The organism is Shinella sp. BE166 (assembly GCF_051201095.1).
GTDB classification, from domain to species: Bacteria; Pseudomonadota; Alphaproteobacteria; order Rhizobiales; family Rhizobiaceae; genus Shinella; species Shinella lacus.
Genome location: NZ_JBPEHL010000012.1, coordinates 192,424 through 215,131, shown reverse-complemented (window position 1 = coordinate 215,131; position 22,708 = coordinate 192,424). Strand labels below are relative to the sequence as shown.

The 22,708-nt window shown below is 66.1% G+C and carries 13 protein-coding genes and 1 riboswitch; of the genes, 9 read left to right on the top strand and 4 right to left on the bottom strand.

What is annotated here, in order from left to right; all coding sequences use genetic code 11:
- Positions 1–174: 174 nt before the first annotated feature.
- On the bottom strand, positions 175–1,374 hold the full coding sequence (locus J2Y63_RS25500; protein ID WP_327505884.1) for an MFS transporter: 1,200 nt from the start codon (positions 1,372–1,374) through the stop codon (positions 175–177).
- 110 nt (positions 1,375–1,484) lie between these two features.
- Here J2Y63_RS25500 and J2Y63_RS25495 point away from each other — a divergent pair, with 110 nt between their 5' ends.
- The 6 genes from J2Y63_RS25495 to J2Y63_RS25470 all read left to right on the top strand — a co-directional run bounded on the left by J2Y63_RS25495 (position 1,485) and on the right by J2Y63_RS25470 (position 6,670).
- Positions 1,485–2,306, top strand: coding sequence for an AraC family transcriptional regulator (locus J2Y63_RS25495; RefSeq protein ID WP_435268370.1), 822 nt, complete (start codon positions 1,485–1,487; stop codon positions 2,304–2,306).
- 126 nt (positions 2,307–2,432) lie between these two features.
- The gene (gene cobF / locus J2Y63_RS25490; RefSeq protein WP_435268369.1) at positions 2,433–3,212 is read left to right on the top strand and encodes a precorrin-6A synthase (deacetylating); all 780 of its coding nucleotides are present in this window, start codon (positions 2,433–2,435) and stop codon (positions 3,210–3,212) included.
- Positions 3,209–4,540 (top strand): precorrin-3B synthase, encoded by a 1,332-nt coding sequence (cobG, locus tag J2Y63_RS25485; protein ID WP_435268368.1) that lies wholly within the window; start codon positions 3,209–3,211, stop codon positions 4,538–4,540. The genes cobF and cobG overlap by 4 nt, the downstream gene beginning before the upstream one ends.
- The gene (locus J2Y63_RS25480; RefSeq protein WP_435268367.1) at positions 4,537–5,169 is read left to right on the top strand and encodes a precorrin-8X methylmutase; all 633 of its coding nucleotides are present in this window, start codon (positions 4,537–4,539) and stop codon (positions 5,167–5,169) included. Before cobG ends, J2Y63_RS25480 begins: the two co-directional genes overlap by 4 nt.
- 2 nt (positions 5,170–5,171) lie before the next feature.
- Complete coding sequence (locus J2Y63_RS25475) at positions 5,172–5,909, top strand: precorrin-2 C(20)-methyltransferase (protein ID WP_435268389.1); 738 nt, start codon at positions 5,172–5,174, stop codon at positions 5,907–5,909.
- A complete protein-coding gene (locus J2Y63_RS25470; protein ID WP_435268366.1) occupies positions 5,906–6,670 on the top strand; it encodes a precorrin-3B C(17)-methyltransferase in 765 nt (254 codons plus the stop codon). Before J2Y63_RS25475 ends, J2Y63_RS25470 begins: the two co-directional genes overlap by 4 nt.
- On the opposite strand, the gene J2Y63_RS25465 is transcribed toward J2Y63_RS25470, so the two are convergent.
- Positions 6,634–7,404 (bottom strand): cobalt-precorrin-6A reductase, encoded by a 771-nt coding sequence (locus J2Y63_RS25465; protein WP_435268365.1) that lies wholly within the window; start codon positions 7,402–7,404, stop codon positions 6,634–6,636. The genes J2Y63_RS25470 and J2Y63_RS25465 overlap by 37 nt on opposite strands.
- Between J2Y63_RS25465 and cbiE the strand changes: the two genes are divergently transcribed.
- The gene (gene cbiE, locus J2Y63_RS25460) at positions 7,397–8,650 is read left to right on the top strand and encodes a precorrin-6y C5,15-methyltransferase (decarboxylating) subunit CbiE (protein ID WP_435268364.1); all 1,254 of its coding nucleotides are present in this window, start codon (positions 7,397–7,399) and stop codon (positions 8,648–8,650) included. The genes J2Y63_RS25465 and cbiE overlap by 8 nt on opposite strands.
- A gap of 3 nt (positions 8,651–8,653) precedes the next feature.
- Entirely contained in the window at positions 8,654–9,415 is a 762-nt protein-coding gene (cobM, locus tag J2Y63_RS25455) for a precorrin-4 C(11)-methyltransferase (RefSeq protein ID WP_435268363.1), read from the top strand.
- Here the strand turns inward: cobM and metH are convergent, their stop codons facing one another.
- Positions 9,416–13,207, bottom strand: coding sequence for a methionine synthase (gene metH, locus J2Y63_RS25450; RefSeq protein ID WP_435268362.1), 3,792 nt, complete (start codon positions 13,205–13,207; stop codon positions 9,416–9,418). It abuts the gene before it with no gap.
- Between the two features lie 84 nt (positions 13,208–13,291).
- Positions 13,292–13,507, bottom strand: a complete 216-nt coding sequence (locus J2Y63_RS25445; protein WP_435268361.1) for a hypothetical protein — start codon at positions 13,505–13,507, stop codon at positions 13,292–13,294.
- Between the two features lie 81 nt (positions 13,508–13,588).
- Positions 13,589–13,805, bottom strand: a riboswitch (cobalamin riboswitch).
- Positions 13,806–14,212: 407 nt separating this feature from the next.
- Here J2Y63_RS25445 and J2Y63_RS25440 point away from each other — a divergent pair.
- Complete coding sequence (locus tag J2Y63_RS25440) at positions 14,213–22,705, top strand: GH36-type glycosyl hydrolase domain-containing protein (RefSeq protein WP_435268360.1); 8,493 nt, start codon at positions 14,213–14,215, stop codon at positions 22,703–22,705.
- The last annotated feature ends 3 nt before the right edge of the window (positions 22,706–22,708 follow it).

The following is a 22,708-nucleotide window of genomic DNA, read 5'->3' as shown; positions in this document are numbered from 1 at the left end:
GAAGCCGGGCGTTTTTGTTTTTCATCCATAGTTGGCGATCGAGTGCGCCCCACCCACGACGTCATCCTCGGGCTTGACCCGAGGATCCACGCCGCGGGTGCCATATGGATCCTCGGGTCAAGCCCGAGGATGACCGAGGAGAGGATGTGCGACGCTCCGCTTGGCGTTTTGCTGTCAGTGCTTGCCGGGCAGGCGTGGCAGCAGGATCGTTAGGATGCCGAGCAGCGGCATGTAGGAGCAGACCTTGTAGATGAAGTTGATGCCATGCGTATCGGCGAAGCCGCCGAGGACCGCGGCACCGAGGCCGCCGGCGCCGAAGGCAAAGCCGAAGAAGATGCCGGCGATCATGCCGACGCGGCCCGGCACAAGCTCCTGCGCGAAGACGACGATGGCGGAGAACGCCGAGGAGAAGATCAGGCCGATCAGCACCGTCAGCACGCCCGTCCAGAACAGGTTGGCATAAGGCAGCATCAGCGCGAAGGGGATGACGCCGAGGATCGAGAACCAGATGACGAAGCGCGTGCCGAAGCGGTCGCCGATCGGGCCGCCCATGAAGACGCCGACGGCGGACGCACCGAGGAAGAGGAACAGCATGAGCTGCGCATCGCGCACGCCGAGGCCGAAATTCTCGATCGTGTAGAAGGTGAAATAGCTCGAAAGGCTGGAGAGGTAGACGTTCTTCGTCGTGGTCAGCAGCACCAGCACGGCGAAGGCCCACATGACGCGGCCGCGCGCCAGCGGCAGCTCGCGGCTGACGGCCGGGCGGCCGGCGGCAAGGCGGCGTTCGCCGGCATACCAGTTGCCGACCCAGGTGAGCAGGACCATGCCGACCAGTGCGACGGCGGAGAACCAGGCGACGCTCGTCTGGCCGAAGGGCAGCACGATGAAGGCGGCGAGCAGCGGGCCGATCGCCGTGCCGGCATTGCCGCCGACCTGGAACATCGACTGCGCAAGACCGTGGCGCCCGCCCGAGGCAAGGCGCGCGACGCGCGAGGATTCCGGATGGAAGATCGCCGAGCCGAGGCCGATCAGGCACGCGCCGAAGACCAGCATCGGGAAGGAATGCGCATAGGCGAGCAGGATGAGGCCGACGAAGGTGCTGCCCATGCCGACCGGCAGCGAGAAGGGCATCGGCCAGCGATCCGTGACGATGCCGACGGCCGGCTGCAGGAGCGATGCCGTGACCTGGAAGGCCATGGTGAGCAGGCCGATCTGCACGAAGTCGAGCGCGTAGTTCTCTTTCAGCAGCGGGTAGAGCGACGTCAGCAGCGACTGCATGATGTCGTTCAGCATGTGGCAGACGCTGACGGCGACGATGATGGAATAGGTGGTGCTGGCAGCGGCCCGGGGCGCTGCGGGAACGACAGTGGACATAATGGCCTCGAATGATCCGCCCGGTATGGCGACTTTTGCCGCTCTCATACAAGGATTGCCTGCGGCCTGCTTTTGTGCTGAGGTCCATTTCTTACGCGAGTGGGCCAAAGATGGAAAAACTCACCCAGGAGCGCCTGCGGGCGCTCGACGACGATCACATCCGCACGCATTCGCAGATGGAACAGTCCAATGAGGACGTTCTCATCCGCAGTTCGGAGATTCCGGGCGGTTATGTCGTGCCGCCGCACCGCCACCGGCGCACGCAGTTTCTCTGCGTCTTTGCCGGCGTCGTGCTGGTCGGCACGGAGCGCGGGCGCTGGATGATACCACCCGGCCATGCGCTGCTCATCCCACGCGGGCTCGAACATTCCGTCGAGATGTACAGCGATGTCAGCATGCGCTCGGTCTATATCTATTCGCCGGAAGGGCTGGCGGCGTCGCTGGAGCCGACCGTGCTGGAGGTGACGGACCTTGCCCGCCAGTTGATCACCGAGGCGGTGCGGCAGGGACCGGTTCCCGAGGAGCGCGGACGGGCGGAACTCGTGATGGCGCTGCTGCTCGACGAGATCGGCCGCCTGCCGGAACGCCGGCTCGGCCTGCCCTTTCCGGCGAGCGGGCGGCTGGCCGAGCTTTGCCGCGATTTCGTCGAGCAACCGTCGCCGACGGCGAAGATCGACGACTGGGCAAAACATCTCAACATGAGCCGGCGCACCTTCACGCGGTTCTTTCGCGAGGAAATGGGCGTGAGCTTCGTCACCTGGCGGCAACAGGCCTGTCTGTTCGCCTGCCTGCCGCGGCTTGCCGCCGGCGAGCCGGTGACGCGGGTGGCGCTCGACACGGGCTATGAAAGCGTGCCGGCCTTCACCACCATGTTCAAGCGCATGCTGGGCGCCTCGCCGCGCGCATACCTCACGAGCCGCGCAGCGGCTTAGGTCTCAAAAAGACCGGCAAAGGACGCGTTTCGGGGACTGTTTTCCGCCGGCTTTTGGGATTAGGAAGGGGTGCGGGACCCAAATCGGGCCGCAAACCGGGAGCGGATGCCGCACGGGAGACGGAATTTGAGAAAACTACTGGTCATCGGGATCGGCGCGGGCAATCCCGAGCACATGACCGTTCAGGCGATCAATGCGCTGAACCGGGCGGATGTGCTCCTCATACCGACCAAAGGCGACGAGAAGGCCTTTCTCGCCGACGCGCGCCGCGAGATCTGCGACCGCTTTCTGACCAACCCCGCCTGCCGCATCCATGACTACGCCGTGCCGGTGCGCCGCGCCGACGGTTCCTATGAGGACGGCGTGCACGACTGGCACCGCGCCATCGCCGCCGTTTACGAGCGCACGCTTCTAAACGCGGTCGGCGAGGACGAGACGCTCGGGCTGCTCGTCTGGGGCGATCCGATGCTCTATGACAGCACGCTGCGCATCGTCGAGCATGTCCGCGCCGCCGGGCGCGTCGCCTTCGAGACCGAAGTTATCCCCGGCATTACCAGCATGCAGGCGCTGTGCGCCAGCCACGGCATCGCGCTGAACCGCATCGGCCTGCCCGTGCAGATTACCACCGGCCGAAGGCTTTCCGAAGGCTGGCCGGAGGGCACGCGCGACGCGCTCGTCATGCTGGATGGCGTGCAGGCCTTTCGCACGGTGGAGGATGCGGAGGCGGACATCTGGTGGGGCGCCTATCTCGGCACGCCGCACGAAATCCTGCTCTCCGGCAAGCTCGCGGAGGTATCGCAAACCATCAGCGAAACGCGCCGCGATGCGCGCGAAAAACACGGCTGGATCATGGACACCTACCTGATCCGCCGCCCGGCGACCGAGAGCGAGGAGGGCGCGGCATGACGGCGACCCTCGCCCTTGAGCGCACCGCCCTCCGCCGTGGTGCCTGTCCATCCATTGCCACCCCAATGCAGACAGGTGACGGCCTGCTGGTGCGCCTGCGGCCTGTCGCGGCTGCGCTCACCGCGCGGGACCTGCATGCGCTTGCCGACCTGGCGCGCGCACACGGCAACGGCCTGATCGAGATCACCGCCCGCGGCAATTTTCAGCTTCGGGGCCTGAGCGCGGATACGGTGCCGCGCCTTGCAGAGGGCCTTGCCGCCTCCGGCATCGTGCCGCAAACGGGTGTCGCGATCGAGGTGCCGCCGCTTGCCGGCGTAGATCCGTCCGAAATCACCGATGCGACGCCCGTTGCCGAAGCGCTTCGTCGCGCCATAACGGGCGCCGGGCTCCGGCTTGCGCCGAAACTTGCCATTGTCGTCGATGGTGGCGGCCAGCTTAACCTTGGCGATATGGTTGCCGATATCCGGCTCGACGCCGTTTCGCAGGCGGAGGGATTTGCCTGGCGGCTCTCGCTGGGCGGAGACCGGACGACCGCAAAGGCCGTGGCCCTGCTCTCCCCTGAAGCTGTCATCGACGGCACCATGACGGTCGTCGAAGCCCTTGCCGCCATCGGACCGACCGCACGAGGCCGCGACCTCGATCCGGAGGCGCTGGGTGCGGGTCAGGTGCCGCTTGCTCTTCCCGCCGCATCGTCGTTGCATCCGCTCGGCCTTCACGATATCGGCGGCGAAACCGTGCTCGGCCTAGCGCCCGCCTATGGCCAGATGCATGCCGACCATCTCGCTGCCCTTATGGACGGGCTTTCGGCCTGCGGTGCCGTGGAATTCCGCCTTGCGCCGCATCGCACGCTTCTGGTCCGCGGCCTCTCCGAGGCGACGCTTGCCGCTGCTCGGGCGCATGCGGATCGTGAAGGTTTCTGGAGTTCGGCCGATGCGCCGGGCCGCGCGATCTCGATCTGCGCCGGGGCCGCCGGCTGTGCATCCGGCACTTTCGACACCCATGCGGCGGCCGACGCTATGGTGGCCCATGCGGGTGCCCTGCTGGATGGTTCCGTCGACGTGCACATTTCCGGCTGCCCGAAGGGTTGCGCCCATCCGGCCAGCGCCGCCGTCACGCTTTGCGGCACGGCGGCCGGCATCGGCCTCGTCGCGCCCGGACGGGCTGGCGACGCCCCTGAGGCAACGGTTTCCCCCGAAACGCTGGAGCCCGCGATCCAGCGCATAGGCACCCTCTTGCGCGCGCGCCGTGCGGAAAACGAGACGGCCAAGAGTCTGCTCGACCGCACCGCGCCCGCGACCCTCGCTTCCGCATATCAAGGCCTCACATGACCGAGTACGACTACATCAAGGATGGCAACGCCATCTATGAAAAATCCTTCGCCATCATCCGCTCGGAGGCCGATCTGTCGCGCTTCTCCGAGGCGGAGGCCGATGTGGCTGTGCGCATGATCCATGCCGCCGGCCTGGTCGAGGCGGCGCCGCATTTCGTCTTCTCGCCGGATTTCGTCGCCTCTGCGCGTGGCGCGCTTCAGGCCGGTGCGCCGATCTTCTGCGATGCCGAAATGGTCGCGCGCGGTGTGACGGCGGCACGTTTGCCGGCGAACAATGAGGTCATCTGCACGCTGCGCGATCCGCGCACGCCCACCCTCGCCGCGGAAAGCGGCAACACGCGCTCGGCGGCGGCCATCCGGCTCTGGCTCGATCGCATGGCGGGCTCCGTGGTGGCGATCGGCAATGCGCCGACGGCACTCTTCTACCTGCTCGAACTGCTCCGCGAAGGCGCGCCAAAACCGGCGGCGATCCTCGGCATGCCGGTCGGCTTCGTGGGGGCGGCGGAATCCAAGGATGCGCTGGCGGAAAATTCCTATGGCGTGCCCTATGCCATCGTGCGCGGCCGCCTCGGCGGCAGCGCCATGACGGCGGCCGCGCTCAATTCGCTGGCGAGGCCGGGACTATGAACATGGTGGCGACGGTGACGGGACGACTTTTTGGCGTGGGCACAGGGCCGGGCGATCCGGAACTGCTGACATTGAAGGCTGTGCGGGCGATCGGCGAGGCGGACGTGCTCGCCTATTTTGCCAAGGCCGGCCGCACGGGCAATGGGCGGGCGATCGTCGAGGGCCTGTTGAAGCCCGGCATGGTGGAGTTGCCGCTCTACTATCCGGTGACGACGGAAATCCACAAGGACCACGACGACTACAAGAGCCAGATCACGGCCTTCTACGATGCCTCCGCGGCGGCGGTCGCCGAACATCTTGCTGCGGGCCGCACGGTGGCGATTCTTTCCGAAGGCGACCCGATGTTCTACGGTTCCTACATGCACCTGCATGTGCGGCTTGCCGATCGGTTCCCGACGGAGGTCATCCCCGGCATCACGGCGATGTCCGGCTGCTGGTCGCTGTCGGGCCTGCCGATCGTGCAGGGCGACGACGTGCTCTCCGTGCTGCCGGGCACGATGGGCGAAGAGGAGCTGTCGCGCCGGCTCGTCGATACCGAGGCCGCCGTCATCATGAAGGTTGGCCGCAACCTGCCGAAAATTCGACGGGCGCTGTCGAATGCCGGCCGGCTGGGCGAAGCCGTCTATGTCGAGCGCGGCACCACGCCGGTGGGCAAATCCATGCGGCTTTCGGAAAAGCTCGATGACGTGGCGCCCTATTTTTCGCTGGTGCTCGTGCCGGGCTGGAGCGGGCGCGAATGAGCGGAAAACTCTTCGTCATCGGCACCGGCCCGGGCAATCCGGACCAGATGACGCCGGAAGCCGGGCGTGCCGTCGAGGCCTCGACGGAGTTTTTTGGCTACTTCCCCTATATCGATCGGCTGAATCTGAGGCCGGACCAGATCAAGGTTGCCTCCGACAACCGCGAGGAGCTGAACCGGGCGCAGGCTGCACTGGAGCGGGCGGCGGCGGGCGTGAATGTCTGCGTCGTGTCGGGCGGCGATCCCGGTGTTTTTGCCATGGCAGCGGCGGTCTGCGAGGCGATCGATGCGGGGCCGGAGGACTGGAAATCAGTCGATCTCGTCGTTGTGCCGGGCGTTACCGCCATGCTGGCGGTCGCGGCCCGCATCGGTGCGCCGCTCGGCCATGATTTCTGCGCGATCTCGCTTTCCGACAATCTGAAACCCTGGGAGATCATCGAGAAGCGGCTGCGTCTGGTGTCGGAAGCCGGCCTCGTCATCGCGCTCTACAATCCGATCAGCAAGGCGCGGCCCTGGCAGCTCGGCCGGGCCTTCGAGATCCTGCGTGAGGTGCTGCCGGCGGAAACGCCTGTGATCTTCGGCCGCGCTGCCGGCCGGCCGGATGAGCGTATGCTGGTCATGCCGATCGGCGAGGCCGAGGCGGAGCGCGCCGACATGGCGACCTGCGTGGTCATCGGCTCGCCGGAAACGCGAGTAATCGCGCGCCCGGACCTGCCGGACCTCGTCTATACGCCGCGGTTCCTGAAGGATGCCAGCAGATGATCGACGAGCCGCAGCGCGTCCTCGACCGTCTCGGCGCGATTGCCTTCGCCGCCCCCGGCCCGGTCGACGAGCACGACGGGCAGGCCGAGAATGCGCGCGGCGACGATCTTGCCATGGGTGGCGTCGCCGCCGGAATTCTTGCTGACGATCACGTCGATGCGGCGTTCACGGAGAAGCGCGACCTCCGCCTCCACGGCGAAGGGGCCGCGGGCGAGCAGGTATTCGACATGCGGCGCGTCCAGCGGCGGATCGACAGGATCGACGCTGCGCACGAGATAGTGGTGCTGCGGGGCGGCATCGAAGGTTTTGGCCTCCTGCCGGCCGATCGCCAGCAGCACGCGGCGGGGTTCGTCGCCCAAGGCCGCCACGGCCGCATCGGTCGAGGCGACGCGCGTCCAGCGGTCGCCGTCGGTTTCGTCCCAGCCGAGGCGTTCCAGCCGCAGCAGCGGCACGCCGGTCGTGCTGCTCGCCACGCGGGCATTGGCGGAAATCTGCCGGGCGAAGGGATGCGTGGCGTCGATCAGGAGATCGATGGCTTCGTTACCGAGATAGACGGCAAGGCCCTCCACGCCGCCGAAACCGCCGCTGCGCACGGGCACGGGCTGCGGGGCGGGATCGAGCGTGCGGCCGGCGAGCGACAGCGTGACGGCGAGGTCCTGCCTTTCGGCAAGCCGGCTTGCGAGATCGCGGGCCTCCGTCGTGCCGCCCAATATGAGGATGCGTCGCTTGTCCACGCCTGATCAGTCCCTTTCGGCCGCCCCGTGGCTTTCCATCGTCGGGATCGGCGAGGATGGTCTAGCGGGTCTCGGTGACGAGGCCAAGACTGCGATCGGCGCGGCCGAGATCGTCTTCGGCGGCGCGCGGCATCTGGAGCTTGCCGATGCGGCGATCCGTGGGGAGCGACAGGTCTGGCTCAGCCCGTTCGAGCGCTCCGTCGAGGCGGTGCTTGCGGCGCGCGGCCGGCCCGTCGTGGTGCTCGCTTCCGGCGATCCGTTCTTCTATGGCGTTGGCGTCACATTGTCCCGGCGCATTGCGCGGGCGGAGATGCGCGTCTTCCCGGCGCCCTCGGCCTTCAGCCTTGCGGCGTCGCGTCTGGGCTGGGCCTTGCAGGAGACGGTCTGCGTCTCGCTGCATGGCCGGCCGATCGATCTTATCCGCCCGCACCTGCATCCCGGTAGCCGGATTCTGGCGCTGACGTCGGACAGCGACGGGCCGGCGGCGCTGGCGGCCCTGCTGGCGGAAAGCGGCTTTGGCGGCTCGACGCTGACCGTTCTCGAAGCGCTCGGCGGCGCGCGGGAGCGGGTGAGCAGCCATCGGGCGGACCGGTTTGCCCTCGTGGATGCGGACATGCTGAATGTCTGTGCCGTGGAGGTCGCGGCCGGGCCTGATGCACGGGTGTTGGCCTTTACGCCGGGGCTCGACGACGGGCTTTTCGAGCATGACGGCCAGATCACCAAGCATGAGGTGCGGGCGCTGACGCTCTCCGCCCTTGCGCCGAAGCGTGGGGAACTGCTGTGGGATATCGGTGCCGGTTCGGGTTCGATCGGTATCGAATGGATGCTGGCCGATCCGTCGCTGCGCGCCATTGCGATCGAGGGGCATTTGGAGCGCGCTGCCCGCATCCGGCGCAATGCGCAGAATTTTGGCGTGCCGGGCCTCTCGGTCGTCGAGGGCGTAGCGCCGGGGGTGCTTTCCGGGCTTGCTGCGCCGGATGCCATTTTCATCGGCGGCGGCGGCAGCGAGGCGGGGGTGATGGAGGCGGCGCTGGACGGCCTGAAACCCGGCGGGCGGCTTGTCGCCAATGCGGTGACGACGGAGATGGAGGCGGTGCTTCTCGCGCATCACGCGCGGCTCGGCGGGTCGTTGATTCGCGTGGATATCGCGCGCGCATCGCCCGTTGGAAACATGACGGGCTGGCGACCGACCATGCCGGTCACGCAATGGCGCTGGCTGAAGCCGGCTAAACATATTGAGGATTGAGACATGACCGTCCATTTCATCGGCGCCGGGCCTGGTGCTGCCGATCTCATCACCGTGCGCGGGCGTGACCTCATCGGCAAATGCCCGGTCTGCCTCTATGCCGGCTCGATCGTCTCGCCGGAGCTTTTGCAATATTGCCCGCCCGGTGCGCGCATCGTCGATACGGCGCCGCTCTCGCTCGACGAGATCGAGGCGGAGTTTTTGCGCGCGGCGGATGCGGGGGAAGATGTGGCGCGGCTGCATTCCGGCGATTTGTCCGTCTGGAGCGCCGTTGCCGAGCAGATCCGCCGGCTGGAAAAGCATGGGCTGAGCTACACGATGACGCCGGGCGTGCCCTCCTTTGCGGCGGCGGCGGCGGCCCTTGGCCGGGAGCTTACCATTCCAGCGGTGGCGCAGAGCCTCGTGCTCACCCGCGTCTCCGGCCGCGCCTCACCCATGCCGAACCGCGAGACGCTGGAAAATTTCGGCGCGACGGGGGCGACGCTTGCCATTCATCTGGCGATCCATGCGCTGGACAAGGTCGTCGAGGACCTGACGCCGCTTTACGGGGCCGATTGCCCGGTGGCGATCGTCGTCAAGGCGTCCTGGCCGGACGAGCGCGTGGTGCGCGGCACGCTCTCCGACATCGCGGCGAAGGTCGCCGAGGAGCCGATCGAGCGCACGGCGCTAATCTTCGTCGGCCGCACGCTGGCCGCGGAGGATTTTCGCGAGAGCTCGCTCTACGATCCCGCCTACCAGCGCCGTTTCCGCGGCCGCGGCGAGTGATTATTCGGCGGCGGCCATCGATGGCGCCGGCACATAGTTGAGCACCGGGCCGAGCCAGCGCTCGACCTCCGTCACGGACATGCCCTTGCGCCGCGCATAGTCCTCCACCTGGTCGCGTTCCACCTTGGCGACGCCGAAATAGTAGCTTTCGGGTGAGGCGATATAGAGGCCGGAGACGGAGGAGCCGGGCCACATGGCAAAGCTTTCCGTGAGGGTGACACCGATTACCTTCTCTGCATCGAGCAGGCGGAAGAGCGCCGTCTTTTCGGTGTGGTCGGGCTGTGCGGGGTAGCCGGGAGCGGGGCGGATGCCGGCATAGGGCTCGCCGATGAGGTCGGTGGGCGCAAAGGTTTCGTCCGGCGCGTACCCCCAGAGTTCCTTGCGCACGACCTCGTGCATGCGCTCGGCGAAGGCTTCGGCGAAACGGTCGGCGAGCGCCTTCACGAGGATCGAGTTGTAGTCGTCGTTTGCGCGCTCGAAGCGTTCGGCGATGGCGATCTCGCCGATGCCGGCGGTCACGACGAAGCCGCCGAGATAGTCCTGTTTGCCGCTGTCCACCGGGGCGACGAAGTCGGAGAGCGCGACGTTCGGGCGGCCGTCGCGCTTGGAAAGCTGCTGGCGGAGCGTGAAGAAGGTGGCGAGTTCCCTGTTGCGTGCCTCGTCGGTAAAGAGGCGGATGTCGTCGCCGACGCTGTTTGCCGGCCAGAAGCCGATGACGGCTTTCGGCGTGAACCATTTTTCGGCGATGATCTTTTCCAGCATGGCCTGGGCGTCGGCGAAGAGCTGGCGGGCGGCGGGGCCTTGTTTCTCGTCGTCGAGGATTTTCGGATAGACGCCCTTTAGCTCCCAGGTCTGGAAGAAGGGGGTCCAGTCGATATAGCGGGCGAGGTCGGCGAGGTCCCAATCCTGCCAGACGCGCGTGCCGAGGAAGGACGGCGTCTTCGGCTGGTAGGCGGACCAGTCGGCCTTGAAGGCGTTGTCGCGGGCCTTGCCGATTGGCAGGCGCTGCTTTTCCGCTTCGCTGCGGGCGTGGGCGTCGGCGACCTTGCGGTATTCCGCCTTCAGCGTTTCGACATAACCGGGCTTCATGTCGGCCGACAGCAGGCTACCGACCACGCCGACGGCGCGGCTGGCGTCGGTGACGTAGACGGTCTGGCCGCGGTCGTAGCGCGGGTGGATCTTGACGGCGGTGTGGACGCGGCTTGTGGTGGCGCCGCCGATGAGGAGGGGGATGTCGAAGCCCTCGCGCTCCATTTCGGTCGCGACATGCACCATCTCGTCGAGCGAGGGGGTGATGAGGCCGGAGAGGCCGATGATGTCGACCTTTTCGGCCTTCGCCGTCTCAAGAATCTTCGTTGCCGGCACCATGACGCCGAGGTCGATGATCTCGTAATTGTTGCAGGCGAGCACGACGCCGACGATGTTCTTGCCGATATCGTGCACGTCGCCCTTGACGGTCGCCATCAGGATCTTGCCCGCACTCTGGCGTTCGCCGCTGCCGCCGTTGGCGAGCTTTTCGGCCTCCATGTAGGGCAGCAGCACGGCGACGGCCTGTTTCATCACGCGGGCGGATTTCACCACCTGCGGCAAAAACATCTTCCCCGCGCCAAAAAGGTCGCCGACGACGTTCATGCCGGCCATCAGCGGACCTTCGATGACGTGCAGCGGGCGCTCGGCGTTCTGGCGGGCTTCCTCCGTGTCGGCCTCGACGAATTCGGTGATGCCGTTGACCAGCGCGTGCTCCAGCCGCTTTTCGACGGCCCAGTCGCGCCAGGCGAGGTCACGCTCCTTGGCTTCCTTGCCTGCCGCACCCTTGAAGCGCTCGGCGATTTCCAGCAGGCGTTCGGTGGCGGTGCCCCCGCCTTTGGGCTGACGGTTCAGCACCACGTCCTCGCAGGCCTCGCGCAGGTCGGCCTCGATCGTGTCGTAGACGGCGAGCTGGCCTGCGTTGACGATGCCCATGTCCATGCCCGCTTGGATGGCGTGGTAGAGGAAGACGGCGTGCATGGCTTCGCGCACCGGCTCGTTGCCGCGGAACGAGAAGGAGAGGTTGGAGACGCCGCCGGAGATGTGGACGTGCGGCAGGGTGGAGGTGATTTCACCGGTCGCCTCGATGAAGTCGACGCCGTAGTTGTCGTGTTCCTCGATGCCGGTCGCAACCGCAAAGATGTTCGGGTCGAAGACGATGTCTTCCGGCGCAAGCCCAGCGACTTCGGTCAAAAGCTTGTAGGCGCGGGTGCAGATATCCACCTTGCGCGCCCTGGTGTCGGCCTGGCCGGTCTCATCGAAGGCCATGACGACGACGGCGGCGCCGTAGGCGCGCACGAGCTTGGCGTGGTGCAGGAAGGCCTCTTCGCCTTCCTTCAGCGAGATCGAGTTGACCAGCGGCTTGCCCTGCACGCATTTCAGGCCGGCCTCGATCACCTCCCATTTCGATGAGTCGATCATCAGGGGAACGCGGGCGATATCCGGCTCGGCGGCGATCAGGTTGACATATTCCGTCATGGCCCGGGCGGAATCGATCAGGCCCTCGTCCATGTTGATGTCGATGATCTGCGCGCCGTTCGCCACCTGGTCGCGCGCGACGTCGAGGGCGGCTGCGTAGTCGCCGGCGGTGATCAGCTTGCGGAATTTCGCCGAGCCCGTGACGTTGGTGCGCTCGCCGACATTCACGAAGGGAATGGCGTCGGTCAGCGTGAAGGGTTCGAGGCCGGAGAGGCGCATGTGGCGCGGGATGTCCGGGATTTCGCGCGGCGCGTGGCGCGAAGCGGCCGCGGCGATGGCGCGGATATGGTCCGGTGTCGAGCCGCAGCAGCCGCCGACGATGTTGACCAAGCCATCGCGCATAAAACCCTCGATCTGGGCGGCCATCTCGTCCGGCGTCTCGTCATACTGGCCGAAGGCGTTCGGCAGGCCGGCATTGGGATAGGCGCAGACGAAGGTTTGCGCGACCGAGGAGATTTCGGCGAGGTGGGCGCGCATGGCGTTGGCGCCGAGCGCGCAGTTGAGGCCGATGGAGAAGGGATCGGCATGGCGCACCGAGTTCCAGAAGGCTTCCGGCGTCTGGCCGGAAAGCGTGCGGCCGGAGAGGTCGGTGATGGTGCCGGAGATCATGACCGGCAGGTGGATGTCTTTTTCCTCGAAGACTTCGCGGGTGGCGAAGATCGCCGCCTTGGCATTCAGCGTGTCGAAGATCGTCTCGATCAGGATGATGTCGGCGCCGCCGTCGATGAGGCCGCGGACCTGCTCGGCATAGGCGGTGCGCAGGTCGTCGAAGGTGACGGCGCGGTAGCCGGGATTGTTGACGTCCGGCGAAATGGAGGCGGTGCGGTTGGTTGGGCCGAGGGCGCCGGCGACGAAGCGGCGGCGGCCGTCCTTTTCCTGCGCGCGCCGGCCGGCGCGCCGCGCAAGGCGCGCGCCGTCGCGGTTCAGCTCGTAGACCATGTCCTCCATGCCGTAATCGGCCTGGGCGATGGTGGTGGAGGAGAAGGTGTTGGTTTCGAGGATATCGGCGCCGGCAAGCGCGTAGCGATAGTGGATGTCCTCGATCGCGCCGGGCTGGGTCAGCGTCAGGAGGTCGTTGTTGCCCTGCTGGTGGCAGGCGCAGTCGCCGAAACGGTCGCCGCGGAAATCGTCTTCCACCAGCTTCAGGGTCTGGATTTCCGTGCCCATGGCGCCGTCGAGCACCAGGATGCGCTCGCGGGCGGCGGCCCGCAGGGCGGCGAGAACCTCGCTGCCGTCGCGGCGTGGCAGTTCGGGGCCGAACAGGGTGTCCAGGTGCGAATTGGCCATGGCAAAGCCCTCCGGTGTCATCATACTCCACCGGAGATCACATAAAGATATCTTTATGTCAATATGTCTTTATGCGTTAAGCCGTCAGTGCACCGCCCCGCGCGCGCCGGCAAGCGAGGCGAACAGCGCCCTCAGACGCACGATATCGGGATCGATGCCCTCGTAGCGCGCGAGCTTGCGCACTTCCTTCAAGGCTTCGACGGCAAGATCGGCGCCGCGCGGTTGCCAGAGCAGCCAGGAAATGAAAATGGATTCCGGCTTTCCGGTGCCGGAGAGGCCGTGGTCGGTATTGGCAAGCATTGTTTCCCCAATCGGTGAATTGGGGGATGACCGGACGCACGCATGCGGGAGCAGGCGCACCCTTGGGACACCCCGCCCATGGACGTTACAGCTGTCAGGGCAGGTCTCCTGGCTTGCGGGTCGTCGCCCCTGTCTCGCCTTCCCGGTGTAAAAACCAGTGGCATCCTTCGACAGAAACTCGCCGTTCACAGTTGCGGGGGCAGCGCCGGTCTTGGTGCTCCATCTGGAGCATCGCACCGGCTTCCCTCTTAGCCTCCGAGCCGTTTCGACTCGGAAGACCCTGACGGCGCCAAGCTGGCGTGGCGGGGCTGCCAAGTCAATGGCGGGATCGGCGTTCGCAAGAAGACCGGAACTTTTCCCCATGTCATGCATTTGGCATCCGCCTGTCCTATGCGCTCGTGCGGCCCCATCCGGGTCGTGCGATTCACCAAAACCACAAATGAGGGTCGATGCTGCGCCATCCGGTCATGTTGACATGTTGCAAGTCTCTGTCCTTGCGGCTAAAAAATGCCGTTTTCATGCACCACGCGGCCAGGATGCCAAGCAGCGTGTCGCCTGAGCCATGTCCATTCCATTCGCGCCATCCGGGCGCCGTATGGTCTCATGGCTGATCGCGGCACCGAGATGAAGCCTGCCCGCAACAAACCGTTCGGCGCAAAGGCCGTTGCCGGATGGTTCCATATGGCCGGATCCAGAATCAGAAACATGCCCCTTCACAATACGCCGCAAGCCCTTTCGCGCGACGCCGACGCCAAGCAGATCGATTATAACGATTCGATCCGCGCCACCTATCTGTCGCTGGAGGAGCTCGCCGAGTGCGGTGAAGCGCTGGCGCGCGACAAGACCGCGGCGCTGCCCGGCTTCCAGCCCTTCGAATTCCGTGCCCGGCACAAGGAAAACGAGAAGGAGATCTTTCGCGTCTACCAGGCGACGGCCAAGGATGTCGAAGCGGGCGCCCAGATCACGCCTGCCGCCGAATGGCTGCTCGACAATTATTATGTCGTCGAAGAGGCGATCCAGGAGGTCCGGCGCGACTTCCCGCGGCGGTTCTATCGCCAGCTTCCGACCATCCAGATCGAAGGGCAGGTGGTGCCGCGCACGCTGGCGCTCGCCTGGCTCTATGTCGCGCATACCCATAGCGGCGTCTCGCATGAGGGCCTGACCTCCTTCGTGCAGGGCTTCCAGAAGCTCGATGCGCTGAAGATCGGCGAACTCTGGGCGCTGCCCTCCTTCATCCGCTTCGTGCTGCTCGAAAACCTGCGGCGCATATCAAGCCGCGTCGAGCGCTCGCGAAAAATGCGCTTCAAGGCGAACGAGGTCGCCGACGAGCTGATCCGCCTCAACGATCCGGAAAAGTGCATCGCGCATCTCCAGTCGATGGAGAGCTTCGTCGAGGACAATACCTTCGTCATCCAGCTGCTCTATCGCCTGCGCGATGGTCTCCAGGCCTCCGGCGCGGTGATCCAGTGGCTGGAGCGCAAGATCGAAAGCCGCGGCACGGACCTGGAAGAACTGATCGTCGCGGAGAACAACCGGCTTTCCTCCGGCAACGTGACGATGAGTTCGCTGATCAAGAGCCTGCGCTCGGTCGACGACACGGAATGGCCGGTCTGGTTCGAAAGCGTCAGCCGTCTCGACGAGGCGCTGCGGCAGGGTTCCGACTATAGCGACCTCGATTTCGGCTCGCGCAACAAATACCGCAACACGATCGAGCGTTTCGCCCGCCGCTCCGGCAAGACCGAGCTGGAAGTGACCGAGATCGCGCTGGCCATGACGGCGGAAGACGCCGCGGCCAATGCGGACGATCCGGAATATCAGGCCAACGTCGCCTCCTTCCTCGTCGGCAAGAAGCGCAAGCTGCTCGAAAAACGCATCGACTACAGCCCCTCGATCGTCCAGCGCGTCGTACGCTTCGGGCGCCGGCTCGACTGGTTCGCCATTGCCGGGCCGAACATCATCCTGACCCTTCTGGCGATGATCGCGGTCTATTATTTCCTCGATCAGCTCGACATTCCGGACGGCGCCTGGCTGATCATGCTGATCCTCTTCGCGCTGCCGGCCTCCGAAGGGGCGACGGGCCTGTTCAACACGCTCGTCACCTTCTTCGTCACGCCGTCGCGCCTCGTCGGCTATGAATTCAAGGACGGAATTCCGGAGGATGCGCGCACGCTTGTCGTGGTGCCCTGTCTGATTTCCAAGCGCGACCATGTCGACGAGCTGGTGCGCAACCTCGAAGTCCACTACCTCGCCAATCCGCGCGGCGAGATCTATTTCTCGCTGCTCAGCGACTGGGCCGACAGTTCGTCCGAGGAATCTCCCGCCGATCTCGATGTGCTCGACTATGCCAAGCGCGAGATCGCCACCCTTTCGGCGCGCTACGCCTATGACGGCCGCACGCGCTTCTACCTGCTGCACCGCCGCCGCCTGTTCAACCCGTCCGAAGGTTGCTGGATGGGCTGGGAGCGCAAGCGCGGCAAGCTGCACGAGCTGAACCTGCTTTTGCGTGGTGACGGCGACACGACCTTCCTGCCGGGCGCCAATATCGTGCCGGCGGACGTGAAATACGTCATGACGCTCGATTCCGACACGCGCCTGATGCGCGATGCGGTGACGAAGCTCGTCGGCAAGCTGCACCACCCGATCAACCGCCCGGTCATCGACGCGGACAAGGGCGAAGTCACCGCCGGCTACAGCATCTTGCAGCCGCGCGTGACCCCCTCGCTGACGACGGGCAAGGAAGCCTCGACCTTCCAGCGCATCTTCTCCGCCGACCGCGGCATCGACCCCTATGTCTTCACCGTGTCCGACGTCTACCAGGACTTCGTCGGCGAAGGCACCTTCACGGGCAAGGGTCTCTATCACGTCGACGCTTTCGAGGCGTCCGTGAAGGGCCGCATCGAGGAGAACTCGGTGCTCAGCCACGACCTTCTCGAAGGCTCGCTGGCGCGCTGCGCGCTGGTGACGGATGTCGAGCTGGTGGAGGATTTCCCGACCCGCTACGGCGTCGAAACCTCGCGCCAGCATCGCTGGGCGCGCGGCGACTGGCAGCTTCTGCCCTATATTTTCGGCCCGTCGAGCGGCATTTCCATGCTCGGCCGCTGGAAGATGTACGATAACCTGCGCCGCAGCCTCATCCCGATCGGCTGGCTCGTCGCCTCCGTCATGGGCTGGTACTATATGGAGCCGCGCCAGGCGCTGATCTGGCAGCTCGTGCTGATCTTCCTGCTCTTCGTCGCCCCGACGCTGTCGCTGATCTCCGGCGTCATGCCGCGCCGCAACGACATTGTCGCGCGCGCCCATGTGCATCGCGTCTTTTCCGATATCCGCGCGGCCAATGCGCAGGTGGCGCTGCGCATCGCCTTCATCGCCCATTCGGCGGCGCTGATGGCGGATGCGATCGTGCGCTCGCTCTATCGCACCATGGTCAGCCGCAAGCTGATGCTGGAATGGCGCACGGCCGCGCAGGCCGACAGTGCTGCGCGCGGCGGCATCCTCGCCCATTACAAGTCCATGTGGCAGGCGCCGGCGCTGGCGGTGCTGTCCGTGGCGCTCGCCATGATCTCGGACACCGGGCTTCCCTATATCGGCATTCCCTTCGCGCTCGTCTGGGCGCTCTCGCCGATGATCGCCTGGTATGTCAGCCAGACGGCGGAGACCGAAGACCAGCTCGTCGTCTCCGACTATGTGGCGAGCGAACTGCGCAAGATCGCGCGGCGCACCTGGCGTTATTTCGAGGAATTCGTGACCGCCGAGCAGCACTACCTGCCGCCGGACAACTTCCAGGAAACGCCGCAGCCGGTGCTCGCCGAGCGCACCTCGCCGACCAATGTCGGCGTCTATCTGCTCTCGGTGATCTCCGCGCGCGATTTCGGCTGGATCTCTTTCGAGGAGACGGTGCGCCGTCTTGAACAGACGATCGCCACCATCGACGGCATGCCGAAATATCGCGGCCACCTCTACAACTGGTATCGCACCAACACGCTGGAAACGCTGGGACCGCGTTACGTGTCGGCGGTCGACAGCGGCAACCTCGCCGGCCACCTCATCGCCATCTCCTCCATGTGCCGCGAATGGGCGGAGGCGCCGTCGGCGCATCTGCAGGGCAGCCTGGACGGCATCGGCGACGTCGCCTCGATCCTTTCGGAAACGCTGGCGCAACTGCCGGACGACCGCAAGACCGTGCGGCCGCTGCGCCGTCTCATCGAGGAGCGCATCGCCGGCTTCCAGAATGCGCTCGCCGCCGTCAAGCGCGAGCATGAATTCGCCTCCATCCGCGTCATCAATCTCTCGGTGCTGGCGCGCGACGTCAACAAGCTGATCGTCAACCTCGACCACGAGATCAAGTCGGCCGAGAGCGGCGAGCTCGTCAAATGGGCGGGCGCGCTGGTTGCGACCTGCGAGGCGCATATTGCCGACAGCGTCTTCGACCTCGGCAGCATCGAGCCGTTGCGCGACCGCTTGGTCGTGCTGCGCGACCGTTCGCGCGACATCGCCTTCTCGATGGATTTCGGTTTCCTGTTCCGGCCGGAGCGCCGGCTGCTGTCGATCGGCTACCGCGTCGAGACCAACGAACTGGACGAGGCCTGCTACGACCTGCTCGCCTCGGAAGCGCGCCTGACCAGCCTCTTCGCCATCGCCAAGGGCGATCTTCCGACCGAGCACTGGTACAAGCTCGGCCGTCCGGTCGTGCCGGTCGGTTCGCGCGGTGCGCTGGTCTCCTGGTCCGGCTCGATGTTCGAGTACCTGATGCCGCCGCTCGTCATGCAGGAGCGCCAAGGTGGCATCCTGAACCAGACGAACAACCTCGTCGTGGTGGAGCAGATGAACCATGGCCGCCGGCTCGGCACGCCCTGGGGCATCTCGGAAGCGGCCTTCAACGCCCGCGACCATGAGCTGACCTACCAGTACACCAATTTCGGCGTGCCGACGCTCGGCCTGAAGCGCGGCCTCGGCCAGAATGCGGTGATCGCGCCCTATGCCTCGCTGCTGGCGGCGCAATATGCGCCGAAGGAGGCGCTGGAAAACCTCGAACGTCTGCGCAAGCTCGGTGCCCTCGGCGTCTACGGCTTCCATGATGCCGTGGATTTCACGCCGACCCGCGTGCCGGAGGGCAAGACCTGCGCCGTCGTGCGCAACTACATGGCGCACCATCACGGCATGTCGATCGCCGCGGTCGCCAATGTCGTCTTCAACGGGGCGCTGCGCGAACGTTTCCATGCCGACCCCGTCATCGAGGCCGCCGAGCTGCTGCTCCAGGAAAAGGCGCCGCGCGACATTCCGGTCATTAATGCCAAGCGCGAGCCGGAAACCGTCGGCAGCACGCAGGCCGACCTGCTGCGTCCGGAAATCCGTATCATCAAGGAGCCGTTCAACAAGGAGCGCGAGACCGTCTTCCTGTCGAACGGCCACTATGCCGTGATGCTGACGGCGACCGGTGCCGGCTATTCGCGCTGGAACGGCCAGTCCGTCACGCGCTGGAAGCCCGATCCGACCGAAGACCGCTGGGGCTCCTTCCTGTTCCTGCGCGATACCGCGACGAACGAGTGGTGGTCCGCTACCGCCGAGCCGAAGCGTATCGAGGGCGAAGTCACTAAGACCCAGTTCGGCGACGACAAGGCGGAGTTCATCAAGACCGTCGGCACGCTGACGAGCGAGGTCGAATGCATCGTCGCCACCGAGCACGATGCCGAAGGCCGCCGCCTGACGCTGCTCAACACCGGCACCGAGGACCGCTTCATCGAGGTGACCTCCTATATGGAGCCCGTCATTTCGACGGATGACGCCGACAGCGCCCATCCGATGTTCTCGAAGATGTTCATCAAGACGGAGATCGGCAAGCGCGGCGACGTCATCCGCGCCGAGCGCCAGAAGCGCAATCCGAACGAACCGGACATGGTGATCGCCCATCTCATCGTGGACAATGCCGGTCCCTCGCGCCGCACCGAGATCGAGACCGACCGCCGCCGCTTCATCGGCCGCGGCCGCTCGCTGACGACGGCGGCCGCCTTCGACGCCGGCGCGCAGCTTTCCGGCACGGACGGCTTCACGCTCGATCCGGTCATGGCGCTGCGTCGCGTCGTGCGCGTGCCGGCGGGCAAGAAGGTCAAGGTCATCTTCTGGACAATCGCGGCGCCCAGCCGCGCCGAAGCGGACGCCGCCATCGACCGTTACCGCCATCCGGACGTGTTCAACCACGAAATGATCCATGCCTGGACGCGCTCGCAGGTCCACATGCGTCATGTCGGCGTGACCTCGCAGGAGGCCGCAAGCTTCCAGATGCTCGGCCGCTACCTGATCTATCCGGACATGCACCTGCGCGCCGATACCGGCACCATCCAGACGGGGCTCACCGCCCAGTCGGCGCTCTGGCCGCTGGCGATCTCGGGCGACTTCCCGATCTTCGTTTTGCGCATCAACGACGATATCGACCTCGATGTCGCCCGCGAGGCGCTGCGCGCGCAGGAATATCTGCGCCACCGCGGCGTGACGGCCGACCTGGTGATCCTCAACGAACGCGCCTCCTCCTATGCGCAGGACATGCAGCACGCGCTCGACCAGATGTGCGAAAATCTCCGCATGCGCGGGCAGTCCGATGGCGTGCGCCAGCATATCTTCGCCGTGCGCCGCGACCTGATGGAGGTTTCCACCTGGCAGGCGCTGCTTGCCACGGCGCGCGCCGTCTTCCATGCCCGCAACGGCTCCCTTTCGGACCAGATTGCCCGCACGGTCGCGCTGTTCTCCACGCCGCGCGGTGACGAGGAGACGAGGGCCGACGCAGCCTTGCCGAAGCCTGCCGCATCCCCTGCCGGCGAGCCGGTGACGATCGATGGCGACGGCCTGACCTTCTGGAACGGTTTCGGCGGTTTCAACGGCGAGCGCCGGGAATATGCCATGCGGCTGCGCGGCGGCGAAGCGACGCCGCAACCGTGGATCAACGTCATTTCCAACCAGCATTTCGGCTTCCACGTCTCGGGCGAGGGCGCCGGTTTCACCTGGAGCCGCAATTCGCGCGATTTCCAGTTGACGGCCTGGACCAACGACCCGGTGATCAACCGCCCGGGCGAGGCCTTCTACGTGCGCGATCGCGATCGCGGCACGGTGATGACGCCGTTCGCGGCGCTGTCGCGCAAGCCGACGGTGAAGTTCGAGACCTGGCATGGCCTCGGCTACAGCGCCTTCCGCAGTTGGGAGGACGGCATCGAGCTCGATCTCGTCCAGACAGTCGATGCCGAGGAGCCGGTCAAATATTCCCGCCTCGTCGTGAAGAACACCGGCGAGACGGAGCGCAGCCTGACGGTCTACGGCTATGTCGAATGGGTGATGGGCAACAATGCGGCAAAGACCGCGCCCTTCGTGCTGACCAGCCATGACGAGGAGGGCGGTGCGCTCTTTGCGACCAACCCGTACAGCTTCGATTTCGCCGGCCGGACCAGCTTCTTCGCCGTCGATGCGCCGCTTGCGGGCTTTACCGCCAAGCGCCGCGAATTCATCGGCCGCGGCGGCGATGTCGTGCTGCCGGGGGCGGTGGTCAGCGGACAGGCGCTCTCCGGCTCCGCCGACGGGATCGGCGATCCCTGCGCGGCGCTCGCCGTCGACATCACGCTGAAGCCGGGCGAGAAGCGCGAACTGATCTTCGTGCTCGGCGACACCGAGGATGCGGACGGTGCGCGAATGCTGGCGGACAAGAGCCGGACGGCCGATTTCAATGCGGTCATGAAGGCGGTTCGCGGCTATTGGGACGATTTCACCGGCACGCTGCAGGTCAAGACGCCGGATGCCGCCCTCGACCGCATGGTCAACGACTGGCTGCCCTACCAGGCGCTCGGTTGCCGCATCCTGGCGCGCACCGCCTTCTACCAGGCGAGCGGCGCCTATGGCTTCCGCGACCAGTTGCAGGACACGCTGGCCTTCATCCTGCATCGTCCGGAACTCGCCCGCGGGCAGATCCTGAACGCCGCCGCGCGCCAGTTCGTCGAAGGCGACGTGCAGCATTGGTGGCTGCCGGACAGCGGTGCCGGCGTGCGCACCGCCATCTCTGACGACGTTGTGTGGCTGGCCCATGCGGTCGAATATTATTGCCGGGTCACCGGGGATAATTCGGTGCTCGACGAAAGGCTCGCCTTCATCGAAGGCCAGCCGCTCGCCGAAGGGCAGCACGATGCCTTCTTCAAGCCGGGCCGCTCGGCGGAAGAAGCGCCGCTCTACGACCATTGCGCCCGCGCGCTCGATCTCGCGCTTCAGCGTACCGGCGAGAACGGCCTGCCGCTGATGCTCGGCGGCGACTGGAACGACGGCATGAACCGGGTCGGCGAAGCCGGCCGCGGCACGAGCGTCTGGCTGGGCTGGTTCCTGGCCGGCACGCTGCGCGGCTTCATCCCGATCGCGCGCACACGCGGCGATCACGGCCGCGCCGACCTCTGGGAAGGCCATCTCAGCCGTCTGCGGCAGGCGCTGGAAACGGTCGGCTGGGACGGCGCCTATTATCGCCGCGGCTATTTCGATGACGGCACGCCGCTCGGCTCGGCCGGAAATGCCGAATGCCGCATCGATTCGATCGCGCAGAGCTGGAGCGTGCTCTCCGGCGAGGGCGATGCGGACCGCGCGCGCCAGGCGATGGATGCGGTCATGGCTGATCTCGTCGATCGGGAAAACGGCATCATCCGCCTGTTCACCCCGCCCTTCATCGAGACCCCGCAGGACCCCGGCTATATCAAGGCCTATCCACCGGGCGTGCGGGAAAACGGCGGGCAATATACCCATGCCGCGACCTGGGTCGTGCTGGCGCTGGCCCGCCAGGGCCGGGCCGAAGACGCCTGGACCTGCTTCAACCTGTTGAACCCCGTCAACCACGCCAAGAACCCGGAGGCGGCCGAACTCTATCGCGTCGAGCCCTATGTCGTCGCAGCCGATGTCTATGGCGAAGGCGAGCGGACGGGGCGCGGCGGCTGGACCTGGTATACGGGCTCAGCCGGCTGGCTCTACCGGGCCGCCGTCGAGGGCATTCTCGGCATCCGCCGGGAAGGTGGCCGTCTCTTCATCGAGCCGGTGCTGCCCGCAGCCTGGAACGGCTACGAGGCGACGCTCGTTATCGACGGCCGCACGCTGGAAATCCGCGTCGAGCGGGGCGGCGACGGTGGATGGCAAGCAAGTGTGAACGGAACTGTCATCAAATCTTCAAACGAGGGTTATTTGGTCTGATCC